Annotated in this window: 18 protein-coding genes; 7 read left to right on the plus strand and 11 right to left on the minus strand. The window is 63.4% G+C overall.

Annotation, left to right across the window (positions count from 1 at the left end):
* Positions 1-57: 57 nt before the first annotated feature.
* Together ASE60_RS02460 and ASE60_RS02465 are read right to left on the minus strand one after the other, a co-directional pair.
* Complete coding sequence (locus tag ASE60_RS02460) at positions 58-693, minus strand: YitT family protein (RefSeq protein ID WP_057248129.1); 636 nt, start codon at positions 691-693, stop codon at positions 58-60.
* A gap of 106 nt (positions 694-799) precedes the next feature.
* Complete coding sequence (locus ASE60_RS02465; protein ID WP_057248130.1) at positions 800-1,738, minus strand: methyltransferase; 939 nt, start codon at positions 1,736-1,738, stop codon at positions 800-802.
* Positions 1,739-1,900: 162 nt separating this feature from the next.
* Here ASE60_RS02465 and ASE60_RS02470 point away from each other — a divergent pair, with 162 nt between their 5' ends.
* The 3 genes from ASE60_RS02470 to ASE60_RS02480 all read left to right on the plus strand — a co-directional run bounded on the left by ASE60_RS02470 (position 1,901) and on the right by ASE60_RS02480 (position 4,349).
* Positions 1,901-2,167 carry a DUF6460 domain-containing protein gene (locus tag ASE60_RS02470; protein ID WP_057248131.1) on the plus strand — a complete coding sequence of 89 codons (267 nt, stop codon included), beginning with the start codon at positions 1,901-1,903 and terminating at the stop codon, positions 2,165-2,167.
* A gap of 2 nt (positions 2,168-2,169) precedes the next feature.
* Positions 2,170-2,673, plus strand: coding sequence for a CAP domain-containing protein (locus tag ASE60_RS02475; protein WP_057248263.1), 504 nt, complete (start codon positions 2,170-2,172; stop codon positions 2,671-2,673).
* A 320-nt stretch (positions 2,674-2,993) separates the two neighbouring features.
* Entirely contained in the window at positions 2,994-4,349 is a 1,356-nt protein-coding gene (locus ASE60_RS02480; protein WP_057248132.1) for an MATE family efflux transporter, read from the plus strand.
* Here ASE60_RS02480 and ASE60_RS02485 read toward each other — a convergent pair.
* Both ASE60_RS02485 and ASE60_RS02490 read right to left on the minus strand, forming a co-directional pair.
* Positions 4,325-5,410 (minus strand): quinone-dependent dihydroorotate dehydrogenase, encoded by a 1,086-nt coding sequence (locus tag ASE60_RS02485; RefSeq protein WP_057248133.1) that lies wholly within the window; start codon positions 5,408-5,410, stop codon positions 4,325-4,327. The two genes, ASE60_RS02480 and ASE60_RS02485, sit on opposite strands and share 25 nt — an antisense overlap.
* A complete protein-coding gene (locus ASE60_RS02490) occupies positions 5,407-5,754 on the minus strand; it encodes a DUF952 domain-containing protein (RefSeq protein ID WP_057248134.1) in 348 nt (115 codons plus the stop codon). Before ASE60_RS02490 ends, ASE60_RS02485 begins: the two co-directional genes overlap by 4 nt.
* A 169-nt stretch (positions 5,755-5,923) precedes the next feature.
* Between ASE60_RS02490 and ASE60_RS02495 the strand changes: the two genes are divergently transcribed.
* Positions 5,924-6,343, plus strand: coding sequence for a hypothetical protein (locus ASE60_RS02495; RefSeq protein ID WP_057248135.1), 420 nt, complete (start codon positions 5,924-5,926; stop codon positions 6,341-6,343).
* Between the two features lie 81 nt (positions 6,344-6,424).
* The gene (locus tag ASE60_RS02500) at positions 6,425-7,075 is read left to right on the plus strand and encodes a response regulator transcription factor (protein WP_057248136.1); all 651 of its coding nucleotides are present in this window, start codon (positions 6,425-6,427) and stop codon (positions 7,073-7,075) included.
* A gap of 67 nt (positions 7,076-7,142) precedes the next feature.
* Here the strand turns inward: ASE60_RS02500 and ASE60_RS02505 are convergent, their stop codons facing one another.
* Positions 7,143-10,646: a PAS domain-containing hybrid sensor histidine kinase/response regulator gene (locus tag ASE60_RS02505; protein ID WP_057248137.1), complete on the minus strand. Its 3,504-nt coding sequence runs from the start codon at positions 10,644-10,646 to the stop codon at positions 7,143-7,145.
* A 262-nt stretch (positions 10,647-10,908) separates the two neighbouring features.
* On the opposite strand from ASE60_RS02505, the gene mscL reads away from it, so the two are divergent.
* Entirely contained in the window at positions 10,909-11,337 is a 429-nt protein-coding gene (mscL, locus tag ASE60_RS02510) for a large conductance mechanosensitive channel protein MscL (protein WP_057248138.1), read from the plus strand.
* A 207-nt stretch (positions 11,338-11,544) separates the two neighbouring features.
* Positions 11,545-12,711 carry a pyridoxal phosphate-dependent aminotransferase gene (locus ASE60_RS02515; RefSeq protein ID WP_057248139.1) on the plus strand — a complete coding sequence of 389 codons (1,167 nt, stop codon included), beginning with the start codon at positions 11,545-11,547 and terminating at the stop codon, positions 12,709-12,711.
* A 34-nt stretch (positions 12,712-12,745) separates the two neighbouring features.
* On the opposite strand, the gene ASE60_RS02520 is transcribed toward ASE60_RS02515, so the two are convergent.
* The 6 genes from ASE60_RS02520 to ASE60_RS02545 form a co-directional block, all read right to left on the minus strand.
* The gene (locus ASE60_RS02520) at positions 12,746-13,054 is read right to left on the minus strand and encodes a chorismate mutase family protein (protein ID WP_057248140.1); all 309 of its coding nucleotides are present in this window, start codon (positions 13,052-13,054) and stop codon (positions 12,746-12,748) included.
* Positions 13,055-13,521: 467 nt separating this feature from the next.
* Positions 13,522-14,526, minus strand: a complete 1,005-nt coding sequence (gene cydB, locus ASE60_RS02525) for a cytochrome d ubiquinol oxidase subunit II (RefSeq protein WP_057248141.1) — start codon at positions 14,524-14,526, stop codon at positions 13,522-13,524.
* On the minus strand, positions 14,516-15,937 hold the full coding sequence (locus tag ASE60_RS02530; protein ID WP_113398436.1) for a cytochrome ubiquinol oxidase subunit I: 1,422 nt from the start codon (positions 15,935-15,937) through the stop codon (positions 14,516-14,518). The genes cydB and ASE60_RS02530 overlap by 11 nt, the downstream gene beginning before the upstream one ends.
* 315 nt (positions 15,938-16,252) lie before the next feature.
* On the minus strand, positions 16,253-17,422 hold the full coding sequence (locus ASE60_RS02535) for a M20 aminoacylase family protein (protein ID WP_057248143.1): 1,170 nt from the start codon (positions 17,420-17,422) through the stop codon (positions 16,253-16,255).
* Between the two features lies 1 nt (position 17,423).
* Positions 17,424-18,248 carry an ABC transporter permease gene (locus ASE60_RS02540; RefSeq protein WP_057248144.1) on the minus strand — a complete coding sequence of 275 codons (825 nt, stop codon included), beginning with the start codon at positions 18,246-18,248 and terminating at the stop codon, positions 17,424-17,426.
* Entirely contained in the window at positions 18,245-18,970 is a 726-nt protein-coding gene (locus tag ASE60_RS02545; RefSeq protein ID WP_057248145.1) for an ABC transporter permease, read from the minus strand. Before ASE60_RS02545 ends, ASE60_RS02540 begins: the two co-directional genes overlap by 4 nt.
* Positions 18,971-19,015 lie beyond the last annotated feature (45 nt).

Genomic DNA, 19,015 nt, shown 5'->3' on the forward strand with positions numbered 1-19,015 from the left:
GGCAAAGGGTCGCCTGAGACAGCCGAGCAATCGTTTTCGCGTGACGACTGGACTGATCTAGAGTGCGATGTAGCGATCGGCGCGGTGGTTGATGGCCACAAACAGGTTGAGCACGACCGCGCCGAGCACCGACCAGGCGACCACCGTGGGCGTCGTCACCCCAAAGGCGATAACGAGCACGACCATGTCGATCGCAAGCTGCACGAGGCCGGCGCGAATGCCGAAGCGCTCCTGCAGGTAGATGCCGAGAATGCCGACGCCGCCAAGGCTCGCGCGGTGGCGATAGAGTGCGAGCAGGCCATAACCGAGCAGCAGGCCGCCAAGCAGCGCTGCCCAGGCCGGCTGGATCGTACCGATCTGGAAGAGGCGCGACTGGATGTCGGTCAGGAACGAGGTAAGACCGATGGCGATGAAGGTCTTGACCGTGAAAGCCGGGCCGAGCCGCTTCAGCGACAGATAGAAGAACGGCAGGTTGAGCAGGAAGAAGGCAAGACCGAAATTGATGCCGAACGCATAGTGCAGCAGGAAGGCGACGCCCGCCGTGCTGCCGGTGAGCAGGCCGGCGCTTGCCAGGAAATAGAGGCCGAGTGCGGCGATCAGGCTGCCGGTGAAGATGCCCTGCAGGTCCTCGACCGCCGTATGCCGGGTCGGGCTGGTGTTCCAGATACCGAAAACGCTGCTGATCTGAGCCATGGCAAAACCTCGATTGCGATGGCCGCAGCAATGCTGCAACGCACAACAATATTCAAGAAAAATATGTCAGTAATGCTGACTTATTTTTGCGACTCTGCCTTGCGTTTTATGCAGGCTTGCGCGCCAGAAACAGGATGCCGAAAACCGGTTCGCCGGCATCCATGCGGATGACGGTACGCTCGATGGCCAGCAGCTTCAGCCCGTGCGCCGTGCAGAGGCCGCGAATACAGGCTTCGCTATGGGCGTAGCGCAGCGAGGGGCGCAGCAGAAAATCCACGCCATCGCCCGCATCCTCGACGGAAAAGGCGAAGTAGCCACCGGCGGCCAGCAGACGGAGCGCGATGTCGAAGACACTGTCGAGATTGCCGAGATACATGAGCACATCGGCGGCGCTGACGAGATCGGCGCGGGCGGACGCGAAGTTGCCGAAGATGCCGGAAGCTTCCGGCGGGAGCGAAAGATCGGCGCGTGCCAGCCGATCGTAGGTGGATTTCGCCTCGGCCTTGGCGAGCATGTTGATGGAGATGTCGAAACCTTCAAGGAATTGCGCCTGATCCCGGATGCGTTCGCCGAAGAGGCCGGTGCCGCAGCCGAGATCCGTCACATGCTCGAAGATGAGGCCCCCGGTGTGGCTTTGGATCAGCGCCGCGAGCTTTTGCGGCACCGTGTAGCCGAGCTTTTCCACCAGCGCCTGGTCGAAGCGATCGGCATAGTCGTCGAACAGGCGCTCGACATAGAGGCTCGGCGGCTGTTCGGGCACCGCGGCGGCACCGAGAAGCGCCAGCTTCAGGCCGGCGCCGAAGATGTCCTGAGGGCTCAGCGCCAGGGTTTTTCTGAGCGCGTCGATCGCCGCCTCTTTCCGGCCCGATTTTTCCTCATAGTCCGCGAGCCGAAACCAGCCGGCTGCCCAGTCCGGCGCCCGTTCCAGCGCCTGTGCCATGAGTTCGGCAGCACTTCCGGGCTCGCCGCCTTCGGCAAGCATTTTTGCGTAGTCGGCGCGGCGGTCGGCGATCAGGTCGCCGGAGGAGAGCTGGTTGAGCGTCATCAATGTGAGATATCGGTTGCGATCAGCGCTTCTGACGCCGGATGCTGCAAAACACAAGCGGAATCTGGCTGAAACCGAGAGCTTGGGCGCTGTGCAAGGTCTGGCCGACTTGCGACGCTGCCGATCGCGGCTTATGTGAAGACAAACAGGAGAAGTTCGCGGATGTCGGACGGAATGAACAGATTTTTGGGTGACTCGCCGCTGCGGGTGCTGGTCAAGCTCGTCGTGGTGTCGATCCTCGTCGGCTTCGTCATGACCGTCTTCGGCTGGTATCCGACCGACATCTATTTCGCGGTCCGCAACTTCCTGCTCGACCTCTGGTACACCGGCTTTGCCGCACTTGGCCGGGTGGGCGACTATCTGCTGCTCGGTGCGGCGATCGTCGTTCCGGCCTTCGTGATCCTGCGTGTTATGAGCTACCGGCGCTGATGATGCACGACCGGTTTCTCTTGATCGAACGCCGCGGCCTGCTGCGTGCAACCGCCATCCTCTCGCTCGGCGCGCTTGCCGGCTGCACGACGTCCCAACTGCTGACGCCCGATAGTGGCACTGGCAGCGACCAGACCGAGGCGAGCCTCGGCTACGTCAACAAGCTGCGCAAGGGCAAGGGGCTGACGGAGCTCGTGGCGGACCACGCGGCCTCGGTCGCCGCGATGAACCAGGCGGCGCGCATGGCACGGGTCGGCAAGATGCAGCATCTGATCGGCTGGAACGACAGTTTCTACGACCGGATGAAGGGCCAGGGCGTGACGCTTCCGGCAGCCGAAAACATCGCCATGGGCCAGGACGACGCCGAACGCGCCTATGATGCCTGGTACAAGTCGCCCAAGCATCTGGAAAACATGCTCGGTAACTATCGCGGTCTCGGCGTTGCCGTCGCCCAGAACGCTTCATCCGGCAACCGCCCCTTCTGGGCCATGGTGCTGTCGGCCTGATTCGGCCTTAGCGGACATCTGAACCGCACCTGGCCCCTCATCCCCTGCCGGGACCTTCTCCCCGCAGGCGGGGAGAAGGCAGGTTGCCGCACCCCCTCTATCCCCAGCAACCATGCGATTGGACTGCTCTTCCGATAGCGGCTCGGGATGCGGTGTTGCGGCTTGTCCACGTCCCCTCTCTCCGCTTGCGGGGAGAGGGCTAGGGTGAGGGGCTACTTGCGCGCTGAAACCTTTTCGTCGCAACTGCTCGGCGCGCTTGCATCCTCCCATGCACTTTCCCTAAAACGGTCGTCACTCACCCATAACGCCCGGACCGTTCGATGACCGCCTCTCCCGCCTCGCCGAACGATCCCGCCGGCGCCTTTCACGTCACCCATCGGCTGATCCTGGCGATTGCGCTGCCGATGACGCTCGGCTTCCTGACGACGCCCTTGCTGGGTCTGGTCGATACGGCTGTTATCGGCCGCATGGGGCAGGCGACGCTGCTCGCGGGGCTCGCGATCGGCGCCATCATATTCGACCTGATCTTTACCACCTTCAATTTCCTGCGCGCCGGCACGACCGGCCTCGTTGCTCAGGCCTATGGCCGTGGTGACAGACGTGAGCAGCAGGCGGTGTTCTGGCGGTCGCTTACGATCGCGCTTGTCTGCGGCACGGTCAGCGTTCTCATTTCACCTCTTCTGCTATCCGGCGGCCTCTGGCTGATGGGACCGGAGCCGGAGGTGGCGGCCGTCACCAGCACCTACTTTCTCTGTCGTATCATTTCGGCACCGGCAGCCCTTGCGAACTACGCCATCCTCGGCTTCGTGCTTGGCCGCGGCGAAGGCACCATCGGTCTGATGCTGCAGACGCTGATCAATGGCATTAACATCGTGCTGTCGATCCTGCTCGGTCTCGTCCTTGGCTGGGGCGTGATGGGGGTCGCACTTGCCACCGTCACAGGCGAGGTGATCGGGGCGCTTGCCGGCTTTGCGATCGTCTATGGCCGTTTCGACCGCAACGATGCGCCGGGCTGGGCGCTGATCTTCGATCGCGAGCGATTGAAGCCGCTCTTCGGCCTCAACCGCGACATCATGATCCGCTCCTTCGTGCTGCTCGCTGCCTTTACGCTGATGACGCGCATCGGCACGGCCTTTGGGCCGGTGACGCTTGCGGCAAACGCGGTGCTGATGACGATCTTCCTGGTCGCCGGCTACTATCTCGACGGCCTCGCCAACGCCGCCGAGCAATTGATCGGCCGCTCGATCGGTGCCCGCTACCGGCCAGCCTTCGATCGCGCGCTACGCCTGACGGCTGCCTGGTCGCTGGGGCTCGCCTTGGTCACCACCATCGTCCTTCTGCTTTTCGGCGATCGGCTCATCAATCTGTTGACGACGGCCGCCGATGTCCGCGTGGCCGCTTACGAGTATCTGCCCTGGGCGGCTGTCACTGCGACCACCGGCGCGCTCGCCTTTCTGATGGATGGCGTCTTCATCGGCGCCACCTGGTCGCGCGAAATGCGCAACATGATGGTCGCGGCCTTTGTCGGCTACGCGGCGGTGCTGGCTGTGCTCGTGCCCGTCTTCGGCAATCACGGGCTTTGGGCCGGCCTCAATCTCTTCCTGCTGCTGCGCGGCCTGTTCCTGCTTTCGAGAATTCCCTCGAAGGCGCGTCAGACCTTCCGGCCGGCCCAGTAGTCGAGGCGGCTGTCTCTGATATCGCGGATCGAGCTGAGCCGCTCACGGTCGCAGAGATCGGAAAGGCCACGCACGATGCGGCCGGGCAGCGCGGGGCCTTCATAGACCATGCAGGAATAGAGCTGGACCAGATCGGCGCCGGCGCGGATTTTTTCTGCCGCGGTCTCGGCCGAACTGACGCCACCGACACCGATGATCGGCAGATTTGGTCCGACGCGCTTGCGCATGCGGGCAAGTGCCGCGGTCGACTTCTCGAAGAGCGGCTTGCCGGAGAGGCCACCGGCTTCCTTCGCCTGGTTCTGGTCCTTCAAGCCTTCGCGTGAAAGCGTCGTGTTGGAGACGATCAGGCCGTCGAGATTGTGGGCGAGAACTTCGGCTGCGATGTCGTCCATGCCCTCTTCCGTCAGATCGGGCGCGATCTTGAGGAACACCGGAACGTACCGGTTGCTACGGCGGGCTTCCTCGTCGCGAGCGGCGAGCACGGCGGACAGCAGGGCGGCGAGGCTCTCGCGCGCCTGCAGGTCGCGCAGGCCCGGCGTGTTCGGCGAGGAGATGTTGGCGGTGAAATAGCGGGCGACCGAATAGAAGGCGTGAATGCCGTTCACATAGTCGGCAACGCGGTCGGCACTGTCCTTGTTGGCGCCGATATTGACGCCGATCAGCGCAGCGCGCGAGCAGGCCTTGAGCCGCGCCAGCGCCGCGCCATGACCCTCGTTGTTGAAGCCGAGGCGGTTGATGACGGCCTCGTCCTCGACCAGCCGGAAAATGCGCGGCTTGTCGTTGCCGGACTGCGGTTTCGGTGTGACGGTGCCGATTTCGGTAAAACCAAAACCGATCTTCAGGAGCGCTTCCGGCACCTCGGCGTTCTTGTCGTAGCCGGCCGCCATGCCGATCGGGTTTGGGAACTCGATGCCGGCGACCGTCTGGGAAAGCCGCTTGTCGGCCTTGGAAGGACAGCTGGGCACGAGCCCGGTCTTCAGCGCCTTGATCGACAGGCCGTGCGCGGCCTCAGGATCGAACAGGAAGAGGCCGCGGCGGGCGAGATTGGTAAGCGGATTCATGCGTCAAGTTCCGGGAAGATATGCGAGCCATCGGCGCCAAGCGGCAGGGGCTTTTCCCAGACCACGGCGGAGAGGAAGAGGGGTGCATAGAGATGCGGGAAGAGGGCGCCGCCGCGCGAGGGTTCGTAGACCAGTTCCACGCCGAGCGCGTCGCCGTCAACGGCGACCAAAAGTAGGCCTTCCTGTCCCTCGAAATGCCGCGCTGCCGTCTCCAGGGCCTGTTCGGCGGTGGAGAAATGGATGAAGCCGTCAGCAAGGTCGACGGGTGCGCCGTCGAAGCGTCCGCTGCGCTTGGCTTCCTGCCACAGCGAGGTCGGAACGATCTTGTAGATGATGGAACCCATTGTGCCCGTCTGCCCCCGTAATCTTCTGTCGTGGCCTTGCCGCAAATATCAGCGATTGTCCATCGCAGAAGGACGTCGATTCGCGCATAATCCTTGGTGAAGATCGATTTCGCTCTTCCCGTTCATGTGCCGGGCGTCATCTGGCAAGGACCGCAACGGAGAGGACGTCATGAGAAAAGCTACAGTCGCACTTCTGATCGGAGCCGGCCTGGCATTCGCCGGCATCGCCTCGGCGCAGGATCCGGCGCCCGGCCGCTACAGCATGCAGAAATCCGAGACCGGCATTGCCCGGCTCGACACGCAAACCGGCGAAGTGTCGCTCTGCCAGGAAAGGAGCGGCGAGCTCGTCTGCCGCATGGCAGCCGACGAACGCTCCGCGCTCGAGCTGGAGATCGAGCTTTTGACCAAACGGGTAGAGACCTTGGAAAAGGCCGTTAAATCCGGTGAAAGCGTCGCGAAACCGAACCTTCCGACCGACGAAGAGATTGACCGGACAATGGGCATCATGGAAAGAATGATGCGTAAGTTCATGGATATCGTGAAGGATCTCGAAGGCAGCGACCCCGCGACGGAGCCGCAGAAGACCTGAGACGCCGGAACGGCCATGCGGGATGCGGATCGGCGCGTGGAGGCGCGCAGGTCGCAGACCGGGCTCTTGGGAGGGAGCGACATGACGCCGGACATGACCATCATCATCGCGGACGATCACCCGCTGTTTCGTGGCGCCATGCGCCAGGCCCTGAGCGGGATGGACGGCGCGCCCGCCATCGTCGAGGCAGTTGATTTCGCCGCCGCGCGCAAGACTGCAGCCGATTACCCGGATGCCGATCTCCTTCTTCTGGACCTGACGATGCCTGGCGTCAGCGGCCTTTCCGGCCTGATTGCGCTTCGCGCCGAGTTTCCGAGCCTGCCGGTCATGGTGGTTTCCGCCCATGACGATCCGGCGACGATCCACCGCGCGCTCGACCTCGGGGCGTCCGGCTTCCTCTCAAAGTCGGCCGGTATCGAAGAGATCCGCGAGGGTATCGAGAAGGTCATGGCCGGTGAGGTTTTCGTGCCGGCGGGCTACGACGACGCGCAGGAGTACGAACCGGAAGTCGCCGATCTGCTCCAGCGGCTTCAGACGCTGACGCCGCAGCAGTCACGCGTCCTCAGCATGCTGGGCGAAGGCCTGCTCAACAAGCAGATCGCCTATGAGCTCGGCGTCTCCGAGGCGACCATCAAGGCGCATGTCTCGGCGATCCTGTTGAAGCTCAATGTCGACAGCCGCACCCAGGCGGTGATCCAGCTTTCGAAGATCGGCACCGTCGCCGCCGCCTGAGGCGGTCAATCGAGCACTGCGGCAGCATACGTCTAATGCAGGCGCGTTGCCGCAACGCCGAAGCAGCTTATTCTGCAGCCGTTCGCGCCGCCGTCGAAAGCTGTGTCAGCCACGCCCGCATCGCTGCCGGCCGCACCGGCTTGTTCTGGATCGAAACGCCGTCGCGCTCGGCCGCGGTGCGCACTTCCGGCGAGCGGTCCGCCGTCACCAGCAGGGCCGGGATCGCCTCGCCGGCGGAAAGCCGGATCTTCGCAATTGCCTCGATGCCAGTGCCGTCGTCGAGATGATAGTCGGCGATGATCGCGTGCGGTTTCTCGGCCGGCTCTCCCGTCATCTCGGCACAGGCGGCAACCGATTCCGCCGTGCTGACGACGCAGCCCCAGCCCGAAAGCAGCACTTTCATGCCCTCGAGGATGCGCGGTTCGTTGTCGATGCAGAGCACGCGCAAGCCGTTGAGCGCCTCGCTCGCCTTGTTGGGGACAACTGGGCGGACCGCGACCGGTTCGCCGGCGCTTACGTCCAGCGGCAGCGTCACCTTGAATCCGGTGCCCTTGCCCGGTGTCGATTGCAGGCTGACCGGATGGTTGAGCACGCGCGAGATGCGATCGACGATCGATAGGCCGAGGCCGAGCCCGGAAGCGGTGCGCGCGCCCTCGTCGAGCCGTGCGAATTCCTTGAAGACCGTCCGGAACTTCGACGACGGAATGCCGATGCCGGAATCGAGCACCTCGATCGTCGCCATCGCGCCATGTCTGCGCACGCCGACCAGCACCTTGCCGGTGAGCGTATACTTGATCGCGTTGGAAACGAGGTTCTGCACCACGCGGCGCAAAAGGTTCGGATCGCTGCGCACGACCAGCGAGGTCGGCATGACCACCAGGTCGAGATCCTTGGCGCGCGCGATCGGCGCGAAGTCGGTCTCGATGCGGCGGAGCAGGTCGTTGAGCGGGACGGATTGCAGCCGCGGCTTCATTGCGCCGGTGTCGAGGCGCGAAATATCGAGCACGGCGCCAAGAATGGCCTCGACCGATTCCAGCGAGGAATCGATGTTCTCGACGAGCGTGCTGTTGTCGGAATCGCCCAGCCGCTCGACCAGCGAGGACGAATAGAGACGGGCGGCATTGAGCGGCTGCAGAATATCGTGGCCGGCAGCGGCGAAGAACCGCGTCTTGCCGATATTGGCCTCTTCCGCGGCCGCCCGTGCTTCGGCGAGTTCCCGGTTCACGCGGGTCAGTTCGCCGGTGCGTTCCTCGACGCGCAGTTCCAGCGTCTCGTTCGCCTGCTTCAGCGCCATGTCGGCGGCAACGCGCTGGGTGATGTCGGTATAGGTGGTGACGATGCCCTTGTCGGGCATGGCATTGGTGCGCACTTCGATGATGCGCTCGCCATTGCCAAGTTCGAGCAGGAAGGGCTTGTCCAGCGTCAGAAAGTTGGCGATCAATCCCTTTTCCTGATCCTTGCGGATATCGCCGCGCTTGGTGAGGATCGAAACGATATCGGCGAGCGGGAAGCCCACCTGGCCGGCCGCCTCGGGCAGATCCAGAAGCTGGCGGAAGCGGCGGTTCCAGATGATCAGGTTGTTGGCGTTGTCGAAGACGGCGATGCCCTGGTCCATCTGCGAGAGCGCGGTCTGCAGCATATCCTGATTGTATTGCAGCGCCTCGCTCGCCTGGTCGAGCAGCCAGGCCGTGTCCGATGACGTGTCGTCGCCGCGCTGCAGGACGAGCGAAAGCACGAGCCGCGCCGACGACGAGCCGATGGCACTGCCGAGCAGTTGCTCGGAGAAATGCACAACGGCCATGTCCGCCGGCGCATTGTCGTCCAGCCAGCGGCCGGATTGGCGCTCATAGGTGTGGAACGAGCGCTGCATGCGCTCGGTGCCCATGTAGCGGCCGATCGTCGCCTTGAGATCGCGCACGGTGACCTTGGTCTTCCGGCCGCGGAACGTGCCTTCGGTGCGCGACCGCCGGGTGATGAAGACGCCGGCCTGAAAGCGCTCGATCGGTTTCGGCGTCCGGGTCAGCGAGCCGAGCACATAGGCGCTGCAGTTGACGAGCAGGCTCAGCATCGTGGCATTCACCAGCGGGTCGGCGCGGGGACCCGAGAAGAGGTCCGTAAATGGCAGCAGGAAGCTCAGCACCGTTGCCGCGACTTGGGAATTGTCCGGTCCGCCGAGGCTCGGCAGGAACAGGAGATACGCCCAGACGAAAAAGCCGGAGACCATGCCGGTGATCGCGCCGCGCGCATTCGCCTGGCGCCAGATGAGACCGCCGAGCATGGCCGGCGCCATCTGGGAGATGGCGACGAAGGAGAGGAGCCCGAGCGAAGCTAGACCGGCACTGATATCGGCGGAGCGGTAATAGCCATAGCCGAGCAGGAGGACGACGAAGATCGCCGAACGGCGGATGTTGAGCAGCGTCCCCGCGAGGTTTTCCTGAAGCCCGCCGCGCTGGCTGAGATTGCGGCGCAGGAACACCGGCATGACGATGTCGTTGGAGATCATGATCGACAGCGCCACGGAGGCGACGATCACCATGGCCGTTGCTGCCGAGAAGCCGCCAATGAAAGTGATGAGCGTCAGCAGCGGCAGGCCGTTGGCGAGCGGCAGAGTCAAGAGGTAAAGATCCGCGTCGCCGGAGCCCGAGAAAGTGAGGAGGCCGGCAATCGCGATCGGCAGCACGAAGAGATTGATGCCGATCAGGTAGAGCGGAAACAGAATGCCGGCGGTACGCAACTCCCCTTCGGTGCGGTTCTCGACGACGGTCACATGGAACTGCCGCGGCAGCATGATGATCGCGAAGGCGGAGGTGACGATCAGCAGGATCCAGCGCGCCGTCGGCGTTTCATAGGAAAGTGCGGATTGCACCGCCGGGCTCTCTGCCGCCAGCGACCAGAGATGCGCCGGGCCGTTGAAGATGACGAAGACGATGTAGAAGCCGGCAGTGACGAGCGCGACGAGCTTGACCAGCGATTCCATTGCGATCGCGAGGATCAGTCCGTCCTGATGTTCTGTCGCGTCCGTATGGCGCGTACCGAAGACGATGGCGAAGCAGGCGAGGAACAGGGTCACGAGCAGGGGCAGGTCGATGAAACTCTGCCCCGCGCCGATGCCATAGTCGCTGGTGTTGATCATCGCCGCGACGGAGCTCGAAATCGCCTTGAGCTGCAATGCGATATAGGGGATGGCACCGACCAGCGAGATCAGTGCAACGATCGCCGCCACGGCCGGGTTCTTGCCGTAGCGCGCGGCGATGAAGTCGGCGACGGAGGTCAGCTTCTCGGTCTTGGCAAGGCGGATGATCTTGCGGATCAGCGGCATGCCCAGCGTGAACATCAGGATGGGTCCGATGTAGATGCCGGTGAATTCGAGCCCGCGCTCGGCGGCAAGCCCGATGCCGCCGAAATAGGTCCAGGACGTGCAATAGATCGCAAGGCTGAGCGCATAGACGAGCGGTCTGCCTTTCAGCGCAGCGCTTTTCCTCCTGGCCCGCCGGTCGCCATAGCTCGCGACTGCAAACAGCAGCAGCAGATAGGCGAAGGCCGAGGCAAAGATGACCGAACCCGAAAGCATGCCTCACTCCTCCGACGCGAAGCATAGGACAAGTCCGCGAGGTTGAGAATTGCCCGCCATATGAGTCTTAAGTCCAAGGTGCTGCAAGAGAAAATGGTCTGCCGGATGTGGAAGGGAGTTTGATCCTTCTTTTGGCAGGCGTGGTTTGACCAAAGGCAAAGAAAGGTTTTCTCGGTGCCCGCTTTGGTTTAGTTTCCGTAAACGGTTGCAGCGCGGGACAGCGCCGGCGGTCGTTTTCAACGGGGATGATACGGAGAGACGTATGCTGAATGAGTTCAAGGAGTTTATTGCCCGCGGGAACGTGATGGACCTCGCGGTCGGTGTCATCATCGGCGCCGCCTTCAGCAAGATCGTCACGTCGGTCGTCGAAGACCTCGTGATGCCCATCGTCGGCGCGCTGACCGGTGGTGGTTTCGACTTCTCCAACTACTTCCTACCGCTGTCGGCCAACGTCACGGCGACGTCTCTCGCCGCTGCCCGTCAGCAGGGCGCTGTCTTTGCCTATGGCAACTTCATCACCGTGCTCATCAATTTCCTGATCCTCGCCTGGATCATCTTCTTGATGATCAAGGCCGTGAACCGCATGCGCGCGTCGATCGAGAAGAAGAAGGACGAGGCACCGGCCGCGCCACCGCCGGAAGATATCCTTCTGCTCTCCGAAATCCGCGACCTGTTGAAACAGCGCGCCTGAGGCTTCTCGCGGCCCCGTTCTGGCGGGGCCGCGAAACATCACAAAAATCGATAAACCGGTCAGATAAAGTCGCGTGATCGCAGAAGCGAAAGCGGCTAGAAGCGATGGGCAGTCTGGAGCGGTCCATTTCCGCTCTAATCCATTGGAATCTTTCACGATGATCTCGGGCGATCCGGCGCGGGACCGTCGTGCCTCCGGAGCCCGCCGATGACCATCCTCAGCACCATCAGCCCCCGCGCACTTGCGGCGCCCGAAAGCGGCATCGTCGAGGTGGTGAACTATGCCCGCGGGCGCGACGGCCTGATCCCGCTCTGGGTCGGCGAAGGCGACCTGCCGACGCCGGCCTTTATCAGCGATGCGGCACGCGAGGCGCTTTCCGCCGGCGAGACCTTCTACACTTGGCAGCGCGGCATCCCGCCGCTGCGCGAGGCGCTGTCGCGCTACTATCAGCGGCGTTTCCAGAAAGCCCTTTCGCCCGAAAATTTCTACGTCGTCGGCTCCGGCATGCAGGCAATCAAGCTCTCGATCGAGGCGATCGCTTCGCCGGGAGACGAGATGGTGCTGCTGACGCCGGCCTGGCCGAATTTTGCCGCTGCCGCTGACCTCTCTGGCGTCCGTCCAGTTTCCGTCGAACTGCGCTTTGAACACGGAAAGTGGCAGCTCGATCTCGATCGACTGGAAGCGGCGATCGGCCCGAAGACCAGGGCACTGTTCATCAACACGCCGTCGAACCCGACGGGATGGACCGCGACCAAGGAAGAACTGGCCGCGATCCTGGCGCTGGCGCGCAAGCATGGTCTGTGGATCATCGCCGACGAGATCTACGCGCTCTATTATTATGCCGGCGCCCGCGCGCCGTCCTTCCTCGATGTCATGGAAGAGGGCGACCGGATCCTCTTCGTCAATTCCTTCTCGAAGAACTGGTCGATGACCGGCTGGCGGGTGGGTTGGATCGTCGCCCCGCCGGAGATGGGGCAGGTGTTGGAGAACCTGGTGCAATATTCGACGTCAGGCGTCGCCCAGTTCATGCAGCGCGGTGCCGTCGTGGCGCTTGACGAGGGCGATGCCTTCCTGGACGCGAATGTCGCCAAGGCGACCAGCAACCGTGACGTCTTCTGCGACGCGCTGATCGCTACCAACCGGGTGGAAACGCTGAAGCCGGATGGAGCGCTCTACGCGTTCCTGAAAATCGACGGCGTCACGGATTCGCGCGCGGCCGCGATCGATATCGTCGACAAGACGGGCGTCGGCCTGGCGCCCGGCACCGCCTTTGGCGATGGTGGTTCGCTGTTCATGCGCGCCTGCTTCCTGCGCGACCCGGCCCAGGTGAAGGAAGCCGCGCACCGCTTGCAGGGTTACATCCTCGGGCGCTGACTTCTGCCAGGAAGGGCGATCGAAGACGGCGACGCTATTCGTCGCCGGTTTCGCCGAGCAGCTTCTGCTCATGGGCAATTGCGTGGCCAATCAGCCGCGCCCAGATGTCCTCGTAGAAGTCAGGATCGAGGTTGTAGCTCGCGGCGTTCTTGCGGGCGTTCTCACGCACTTCCATCACCCGCGCCGGAATGTCGGCCTTCAGCTTCAGCGGCCGTTTGATCTCGGCCGCCCGGTCGATATAGCCCCAGCGTTCGGCAAACAGCGTCATCAGCGCCTGGTCGAGCCGGTCGATTTCGGCACGCACGTCGGCCATGGTGGTGCATTGCGCGGGGGTCTTTTGCATCTGTCTCGTCCGATTGCCTGGTGCATGGCCGTCGTGGCCAAGCGCAGGTCCAGGTGTTCGAGCGTCCCTCGGCTCTGGGCAAGCGGAGCGCTCTTGCGGCGCACTGCTAACAAACGATGAGCTCAATGAGAAGGGGCAACAGGGTCGCAGCATGCGACCGGTGACGGTGGTCACCTCAGCAGGCGATCGCTGGGCAGGGGAGGAGGGTGCGGTCCTGTCTCCGTCTGCGGCGATCGCCTGCTGACGTGTTGAGGGAAGTTAGCCGGCCAAGCTTGAGCGAGGCTTTTTAGAGCGGGATGAGGAAAAGCGTATGCGGTTTTCCGCCCGCATCTCGCTCGAACTTATGAGAATCGATCACGTTCCGATCATCAGCTTGATCGCGAGGCCGACGATCGTCACGGCTGCCACCCCGGCGCACCACAGGCCCACGAACCAGAGAAGCTTGCGGCCGGTTCCGGTTTCATCAGTCAATGGTAACCCTCCTCCGGATCGACTTTGCCGCGGAACACCCAATAGGAATAGCCGGTATAGGCGAGGATGATCGGCACCAGCACCAGCGCGCCGGCGAGCAGGAAGGACAGGCTCTCCTCAGGCGCCGCCGCATCCCAGATGGTCAGCGATGGCGGCACCATATAGGGGTAGAAGCTGATGCCGATGCCGGCATAGCCGAGCACGAACAGGCCGAGCGCCGCAAGAAACGGCCGGCTGTCGTGCCTGTTGCGAATGCCTGTGATCAGCGCATACAGGCAACTGAGAACGAGGGCTGGCACGATGACGCTGAAGATCGCCGTCGGAAAGCCGAACCAGCGCTTCAGATATTGCGGCTCCAGGAACGGAGTCCACAGACTGACGATGCCCATGGCGGCGACGGTGCCGAACGAGCACTTGAGCGCGAGGTCGCGGGCGCGGTCGGCGAGGTCGCCATGGGTCTTCATGACCAGCCAGGTGGAGCCGAGCAGGGCATAACCGACGACGACGGCGACGCCGGTCATGATCGAGAAGGGCGTCAGCCAGTCCCACCAGCCGCCGACATAGGCGCGGTTCTCGACGGGGATACCCTGGACGAGCGCGCCGAGAGTTATGCCTTGCGCGAAGGCGGCGAGCATCGAACCGCCCGAGAACGCCCAGTTCCAGAGATATTCGGCACGCCTGGTGCGCCAGCGATATTCGAAGGCGACGCCGCGGAAGATGAGGCCGATGACCATGGCGATAACAGGGGCGTAGAGTGCCGGCAGGATCGTCGCATAAGCGAGCGGAAACACCGCCATCAGACCGCCGCCGCCGAGCACCAGCCAGGTTTCGTTGCCGTCCCAGACCGGCGCGACGGAATTCATCATCACGTCGCGGTCGTGCTTCTCCGGGAAGAACGGGAAGAGGATGCCGACGCCGAGGTCGAAGCCGTCGAGAATGACATAGGCGAGCACCGCAAAGGCGATGATGGCGGCCCAGATGAACGGCAGATCAAACTCCATGACGACCTCCATGAGTGCTGGTGCTGGCGATGGCGGGGCCTGGCATGATGCCGGAGCTGCGCAGCGGCCCTTCGTCGAGATCCGGCATCGGATCACGCGGCAATCGCGCCATCAGCCTCAGGATGTAGAAGGTGCCGGCGCCGAAGACGAAGAAGTAGACGATGATAAAGGCGATCAGCGAGGCGGCGACGGCAGGGGCTGCGATCGGCGCCACCGAGTTCACTGTCAGCAGGTGGCCGTAGACCGTGTAGGGCTGGCGGCCGACTTCGGTGGTGACCCAGCCGGCGAGCACGGCGACGAAGCCGGCCGGGCCCATCACGACTGCCGCCCGATGCAGCCAGACATTGCTGTCGAGCGTGCCGCGGTAACGACACCAGAGCGACCAGAGGCCGATGCCGAGCATGGCGAACCCAAGGCCGACCATCACCCGGAAGGACCAGAACACGATGCCGACGGGCGGATGCAGCTCTTCCGGGATCGTATCGAGGCCGGCGAGCGGCGCGTTGAGGTCGTGCTTCAGGATCAGGCTGGAGAGTTTTGGAACCTCGATGGCATAGTCGACGCGCTTTTCGGGCGAGTTCGGAATGCCGAAAAGGATCAGCGGCGCCCCATCCGGATGGCTCTGGTAGTGGCCTTCCATCGCCATCACCTTGGCCGGCTGGTGTTCCAGCGTGTTCAGCCCGTGCATGTCGCCGGCAAAGATCTGGATGGGCGCGACGATCGCCGCCATCCACATCGCCATCGAGAACATTTTGCGGGCGCGGCGCGGCGCCGTCTTGCGGATGAGGTGCCAGGCGCCGCAGGCGCCGACGACGAAGGCGGTCGTGAGGTAAGCGGCAAGCACCATATGGGTAAGGCGATAGGGGAAGGACGGGTTGAAGACGATCGCCCACCAGTCGACCGGGACGAACTGGCCCGCTTCGTTCATGGCGAAACCGGCGGGCGTCTGCATCCAGGAATTTGCCGAAAGGATCCAGGTGGCGGAAATCAACGTGCCGATGGCGACCATGACAGTGGCCAAGAAATGCAGTTTTGGCCCGACGCGGTTGAGCCCGAAGAGCATGACGCCGAGGAAGCCCGCCTCGAGGAAGAAGGCGGTAAGCACCTCGTAGCCCATCAGCGGCCCGATGATCGGCCCGGCCTTGTCGGAAAAGACGCTCCAGTTGGTGCCGAACTGGTAGGACATGACGATGCCGGAGACCACACCCATGCCGAAGGCGACCGCGAAGATCGTTTTCCAGAAGTGGAAGAGTTCGAGGTAGACCTCGTCCTTTTTCAAGAGCCACAAACCTTCCAGTACCGCGAGGTAGCTCGCAAGGCCGATGGAAAAAGCAGGGAAGATGATGTGGAAGGAGACGGTGAAGGCGAACTGGAAGCGAGCGAGCAGGGTCGCATCGAAACTCTCAAACACGGGCGCAATCCTTTCAGACATACGGCAACGCGCGTCGCTGACGCGTGGCCGTATCGCTCTGGCTGCTGCATCATTCGTCCCATGATCGATCGTCGATCAGGGGACTTTTCTTGGCCGTCCGTCGGGGCGTTTTCGGTGTTGGCCCCGGCTTCTCAGCATGCGCTTGAATCTGAGCCAAATTTGCCAAACGTCAATGACAGCGCGTCCGCCACGTTGTCACACTGCGGCAATGTCGCGCTGCGGCATATTGGACGGAGCTTCACCAGAGAGCGAAGCTGGCGACCGGCAATCGATCAAAGGGTTGCCGGGATGGCGTCAGCGGACCGGGAGATAGGCTTCGGCAAGCTCGGTCCAGAAGGCGGCGCCGATCGGCAGCAGGTCGTCGTTGAAGTTGTAGGCCGGATGGTGCAGCGGCTTGTCTTCGTCGCTGACCTTCGAGCCGAGGAAGAAATAGGTCCCCGGCTTTTCCTTGAGCATATAGGCGAAATCCTCGCTGCCCATGAAGGGACGGGCGAGATCGACCACCTTGTCGGCACCAGCAAAGCGTACTGCGAGATCGCGGACGAAATCCGTTTCGGCCTTGTGGTTGATCGTGGCATCGTAGCTGCGTTGGTAGTCGACTGTCGCGCGCATGCCGAAACTCGTGGCCTGCGCCTCGGCGATCATGCGGATGCGCCGTTCGAGTTCGTCGCGGACATCAGGCTCGAAGGAGCGGATGCCGACGACGATCTCGGCGCGCTCCGGGATGATGTTGCTGGCCGAGCCCGCATGGAAGGCGCCGACGGTGACGACGGTCGGATCCATCGGGTGGATGTTGCGCGAGACGATCGATTGCAGCGCCATGACGATCGAGGCACCGCAGACGATCGGGTCGGCCGTCTCCTGCGGTTCCGCGCCATGCCCGCCGCGGCCGTGCACGGTGATGCGCGCCTCGTCGACGGCCGCCATGATCGGGCCTTCTCTGAGTGCAAACTGGCCGAAGGGCAGGCCCGGTTCGTTGTGGAGCGCGAACACCGCGTCGCAGGGGAATTGTTCAAACAGCCCCTCGTCCATCATGATCTTGGCGCCGCCGAAATTCTCCTCGGCCGGCTGGAAGATCAAGTGGATCGTACCGTCGAAATTGCGCCGCTCTGCAAGCGCCCGCGCAGCGCCAAGCAGCATCGTCGTATGCCCGTCGTGGCCGCAGGCGTGCATCAATCCTGCGGTCTTGCTGGCATAGTCGAGCCCGGTCTTTTCCAGGATTGGCAGCGCATCGATATCGGCGCGAATGCCGATTGATCTCCCGCTCGTGCCGTTCCGGAGCGTGCCGACCACGCCGGTTTGGGCGAGACCCGTCGTCACCTCGTAGCCGAGGCTTTCGAGATGCTTGGCGATGAAGGCGGAGGTGCGCCTCTCCTCCAATCCAAGTTCCGGATGGGCATGCAGGTCGTGGCGGATGGCAACGAGTTCCGGCATGGCGTTGGTGATCGAGGAGGAGAGCTTCATGTCAGGCGCCACGGGTTGGGATACGATTTTCGAATGTGCGGAAGGCGACCACCAGAATGCCGGTGAGGCACATATAGATGAGCGCCAGCAGGAGCAGCGGCTCATAGGTGAGGAAGGTTTCCTGCCGCACCTTGGAGATGACGGCATAGACGTCGACGACGGTCACGGTGGCAACGAGCGGCGTCGATTTCAGCTGCAGCACGGTTTCGCCGTTCAGCGTCGGCAGCGCCCGGTGGATGGCGCGCGGCAACCAGATGCGGCGGAACATCGTCCAGCGGCCCATGCCATAGGCTTTGGCCGCCTCCAGCTCGCCCGGCGGCACGCCGGCAAAGGCGCCGCGCATGACCTCGCCCTCATAGGCGGCAAACGAGACGGTGAGTGCCGCCACGCCATAGGGCCAGGCCTCGCGCAAATAGGGCCAGAGGAAGGACTGGCGGATCGCCGGAAACTGCGGAAACAGCGAGCCGAGCCCGTAATAGAGCAGCCAGAGCTGCAGGAGCAGCGGCGTGCCGCGAATGACGGTGCAGAAGACCTTGGCCGGCAGTTTCAGGAACCAGGGGCCTGTCACCTGCACGAGGCCGATCGGCACCGCCAGCAGGAAACCGAGGATCGCGGTGCTGAACAGCATCACGAGGCTGACGAGAATGCCCCAGCCAAGCCGAGGCAGATAACGCGGCAGCCAGTCCCAGCGCATGAAGACGGCAACGGCGACGACGAAGGCGGCGAAGACCAGCATCATCACGATGCGATGCGGTACGAAGAAGCTCCGAGCCGTCGGCAGGTCCTCGGGCGTGAAGGCAACGGCGTGGGTGGTTTCGTTGGTCATCGCTGCACCGCAAAGCCGCGTCGGGCATGGCGTTCGAGCATGCCGATGAAGACGTTGGACACGAGTGTCAGCGCCAGATAGAGCGCGCCGGCGGCAAGGAAGAACAGCAGGTATGCCTTGGTCGTGCCGGCCGCCTGGCGCGTGACCAGCGTCAGCTCGCTGAAGCCAACGACAGCGAGAAGGGCGGTGTCCTTGGTGGCGATCAACCAGAGATTGGAAAGACCGGGAATGGCATAGGGCAGCATCGCCGGCAGGGTGATGCGCCGCAAGACCTTGGTCGGCGACATGCCATAGGCCCGCGCCGCTTCGATCTGTCCGGCGGGCACCGCCTTGATCGCGCCACGCAAGACTTCGGTCGAGTAAGCCCCCTGGACGACGCCGATGACGAAGATGCCGGCCATCAGGCCGCTGATGTCGACCGGGCCGATCGCAAAGAGCGCCAGCACCTGATTGAGAAGATCGGTGCCGGCGTAATAGAGCAGCAGGATCAGCACCAGTTCCGGCACCGCACGCACCACCGTGGTGTAGCATTCAAGCAGATCCCGCAGCACCGGACCGCCATAGAGCTTGCCGAAGGCGCCGCCGATGCCGAGTGCCAGGCCGAGCGTGAAGCCGCCGACGGCGATCTGGATGGAGTTGAAAAAGCCCTGCAGCAACACGCCGCCCCATCCGGGCGCGTTGAGCGAGAGCAGGCCCCAATTGATGAGGGAATCCGCAGCCATGCGTCGTACTCCGATGGCGCCAGCCGGCGGCGGCTGCTGCGCCCG

The organism is Ensifer sp. Root278, from assembly GCF_001429285.1.
Taxonomy (GTDB): Bacteria; Pseudomonadota; Alphaproteobacteria; order Rhizobiales; family Rhizobiaceae; genus Ensifer.

Coding starts and splice junctions, on each gene's coding strand:
- ASE60_RS02460 (WP_057248129.1), bottom strand. CDS start 693: ATGGCTCAGATCAGCAGCGTTTTCGGTATCTGGAACACCAGCCCGACC.
- ASE60_RS02465 (WP_057248130.1), bottom strand. CDS start 1,738: ATGACGCTCAACCAGCTCTCCTCCGGCGACCTGATCGCCGACCGCCGC.
- ASE60_RS02470 (WP_057248131.1), top strand. CDS start 1,901: ATGTCGGACGGAATGAACAGATTTTTGGGTGACTCGCCGCTGCGGGTG.
- ASE60_RS02475 (WP_057248263.1), top strand. CDS start 2,170: ATGCACGACCGGTTTCTCTTGATCGAACGCCGCGGCCTGCTGCGTGCA.
- ASE60_RS02480 (WP_057248132.1), top strand. CDS start 2,994: ATGACCGCCTCTCCCGCCTCGCCGAACGATCCCGCCGGCGCCTTTCAC.
- ASE60_RS02485 (WP_057248133.1), bottom strand. CDS start 5,410: ATGAATCCGCTTACCAATCTCGCCCGCCGCGGCCTCTTCCTGTTCGAT.
- ASE60_RS02490 (WP_057248134.1), bottom strand. CDS start 5,754: ATGGGTTCCATCATCTACAAGATCGTTCCGACCTCGCTGTGGCAGGAA.
- ASE60_RS02495 (WP_057248135.1), top strand. CDS start 5,924: ATGAGAAAAGCTACAGTCGCACTTCTGATCGGAGCCGGCCTGGCATTC.
- ASE60_RS02500 (WP_057248136.1), top strand. CDS start 6,425: ATGACGCCGGACATGACCATCATCATCGCGGACGATCACCCGCTGTTT.
- ASE60_RS02505 (WP_057248137.1), bottom strand. CDS start 10,646: ATGCTTTCGGGTTCGGTCATCTTTGCCTCGGCCTTCGCCTATCTGCTG.
- mscL (WP_057248138.1), top strand. CDS start 10,909: ATGCTGAATGAGTTCAAGGAGTTTATTGCCCGCGGGAACGTGATGGAC.
- ASE60_RS02515 (WP_057248139.1), top strand. CDS start 11,545: ATGACCATCCTCAGCACCATCAGCCCCCGCGCACTTGCGGCGCCCGAA.
- ASE60_RS02520 (WP_057248140.1), bottom strand. CDS start 13,054: ATGCAAAAGACCCCCGCGCAATGCACCACCATGGCCGACGTGCGTGCC.
- cydB (WP_057248141.1), bottom strand. CDS start 14,526: ATGGAGTTTGATCTGCCGTTCATCTGGGCCGCCATCATCGCCTTTGCG.
- ASE60_RS02535 (WP_057248143.1), bottom strand. CDS start 17,422: ATGAAGCTCTCCTCCTCGATCACCAACGCCATGCCGGAACTCGTTGCC.
- ASE60_RS02540 (WP_057248144.1), bottom strand. CDS start 18,248: ATGACCAACGAAACCACCCACGCCGTTGCCTTCACGCCCGAGGACCTG.
- ASE60_RS02545 (WP_057248145.1), bottom strand. CDS start 18,970: ATGGCTGCGGATTCCCTCATCAATTGGGGCCTGCTCTCGCTCAACGCG.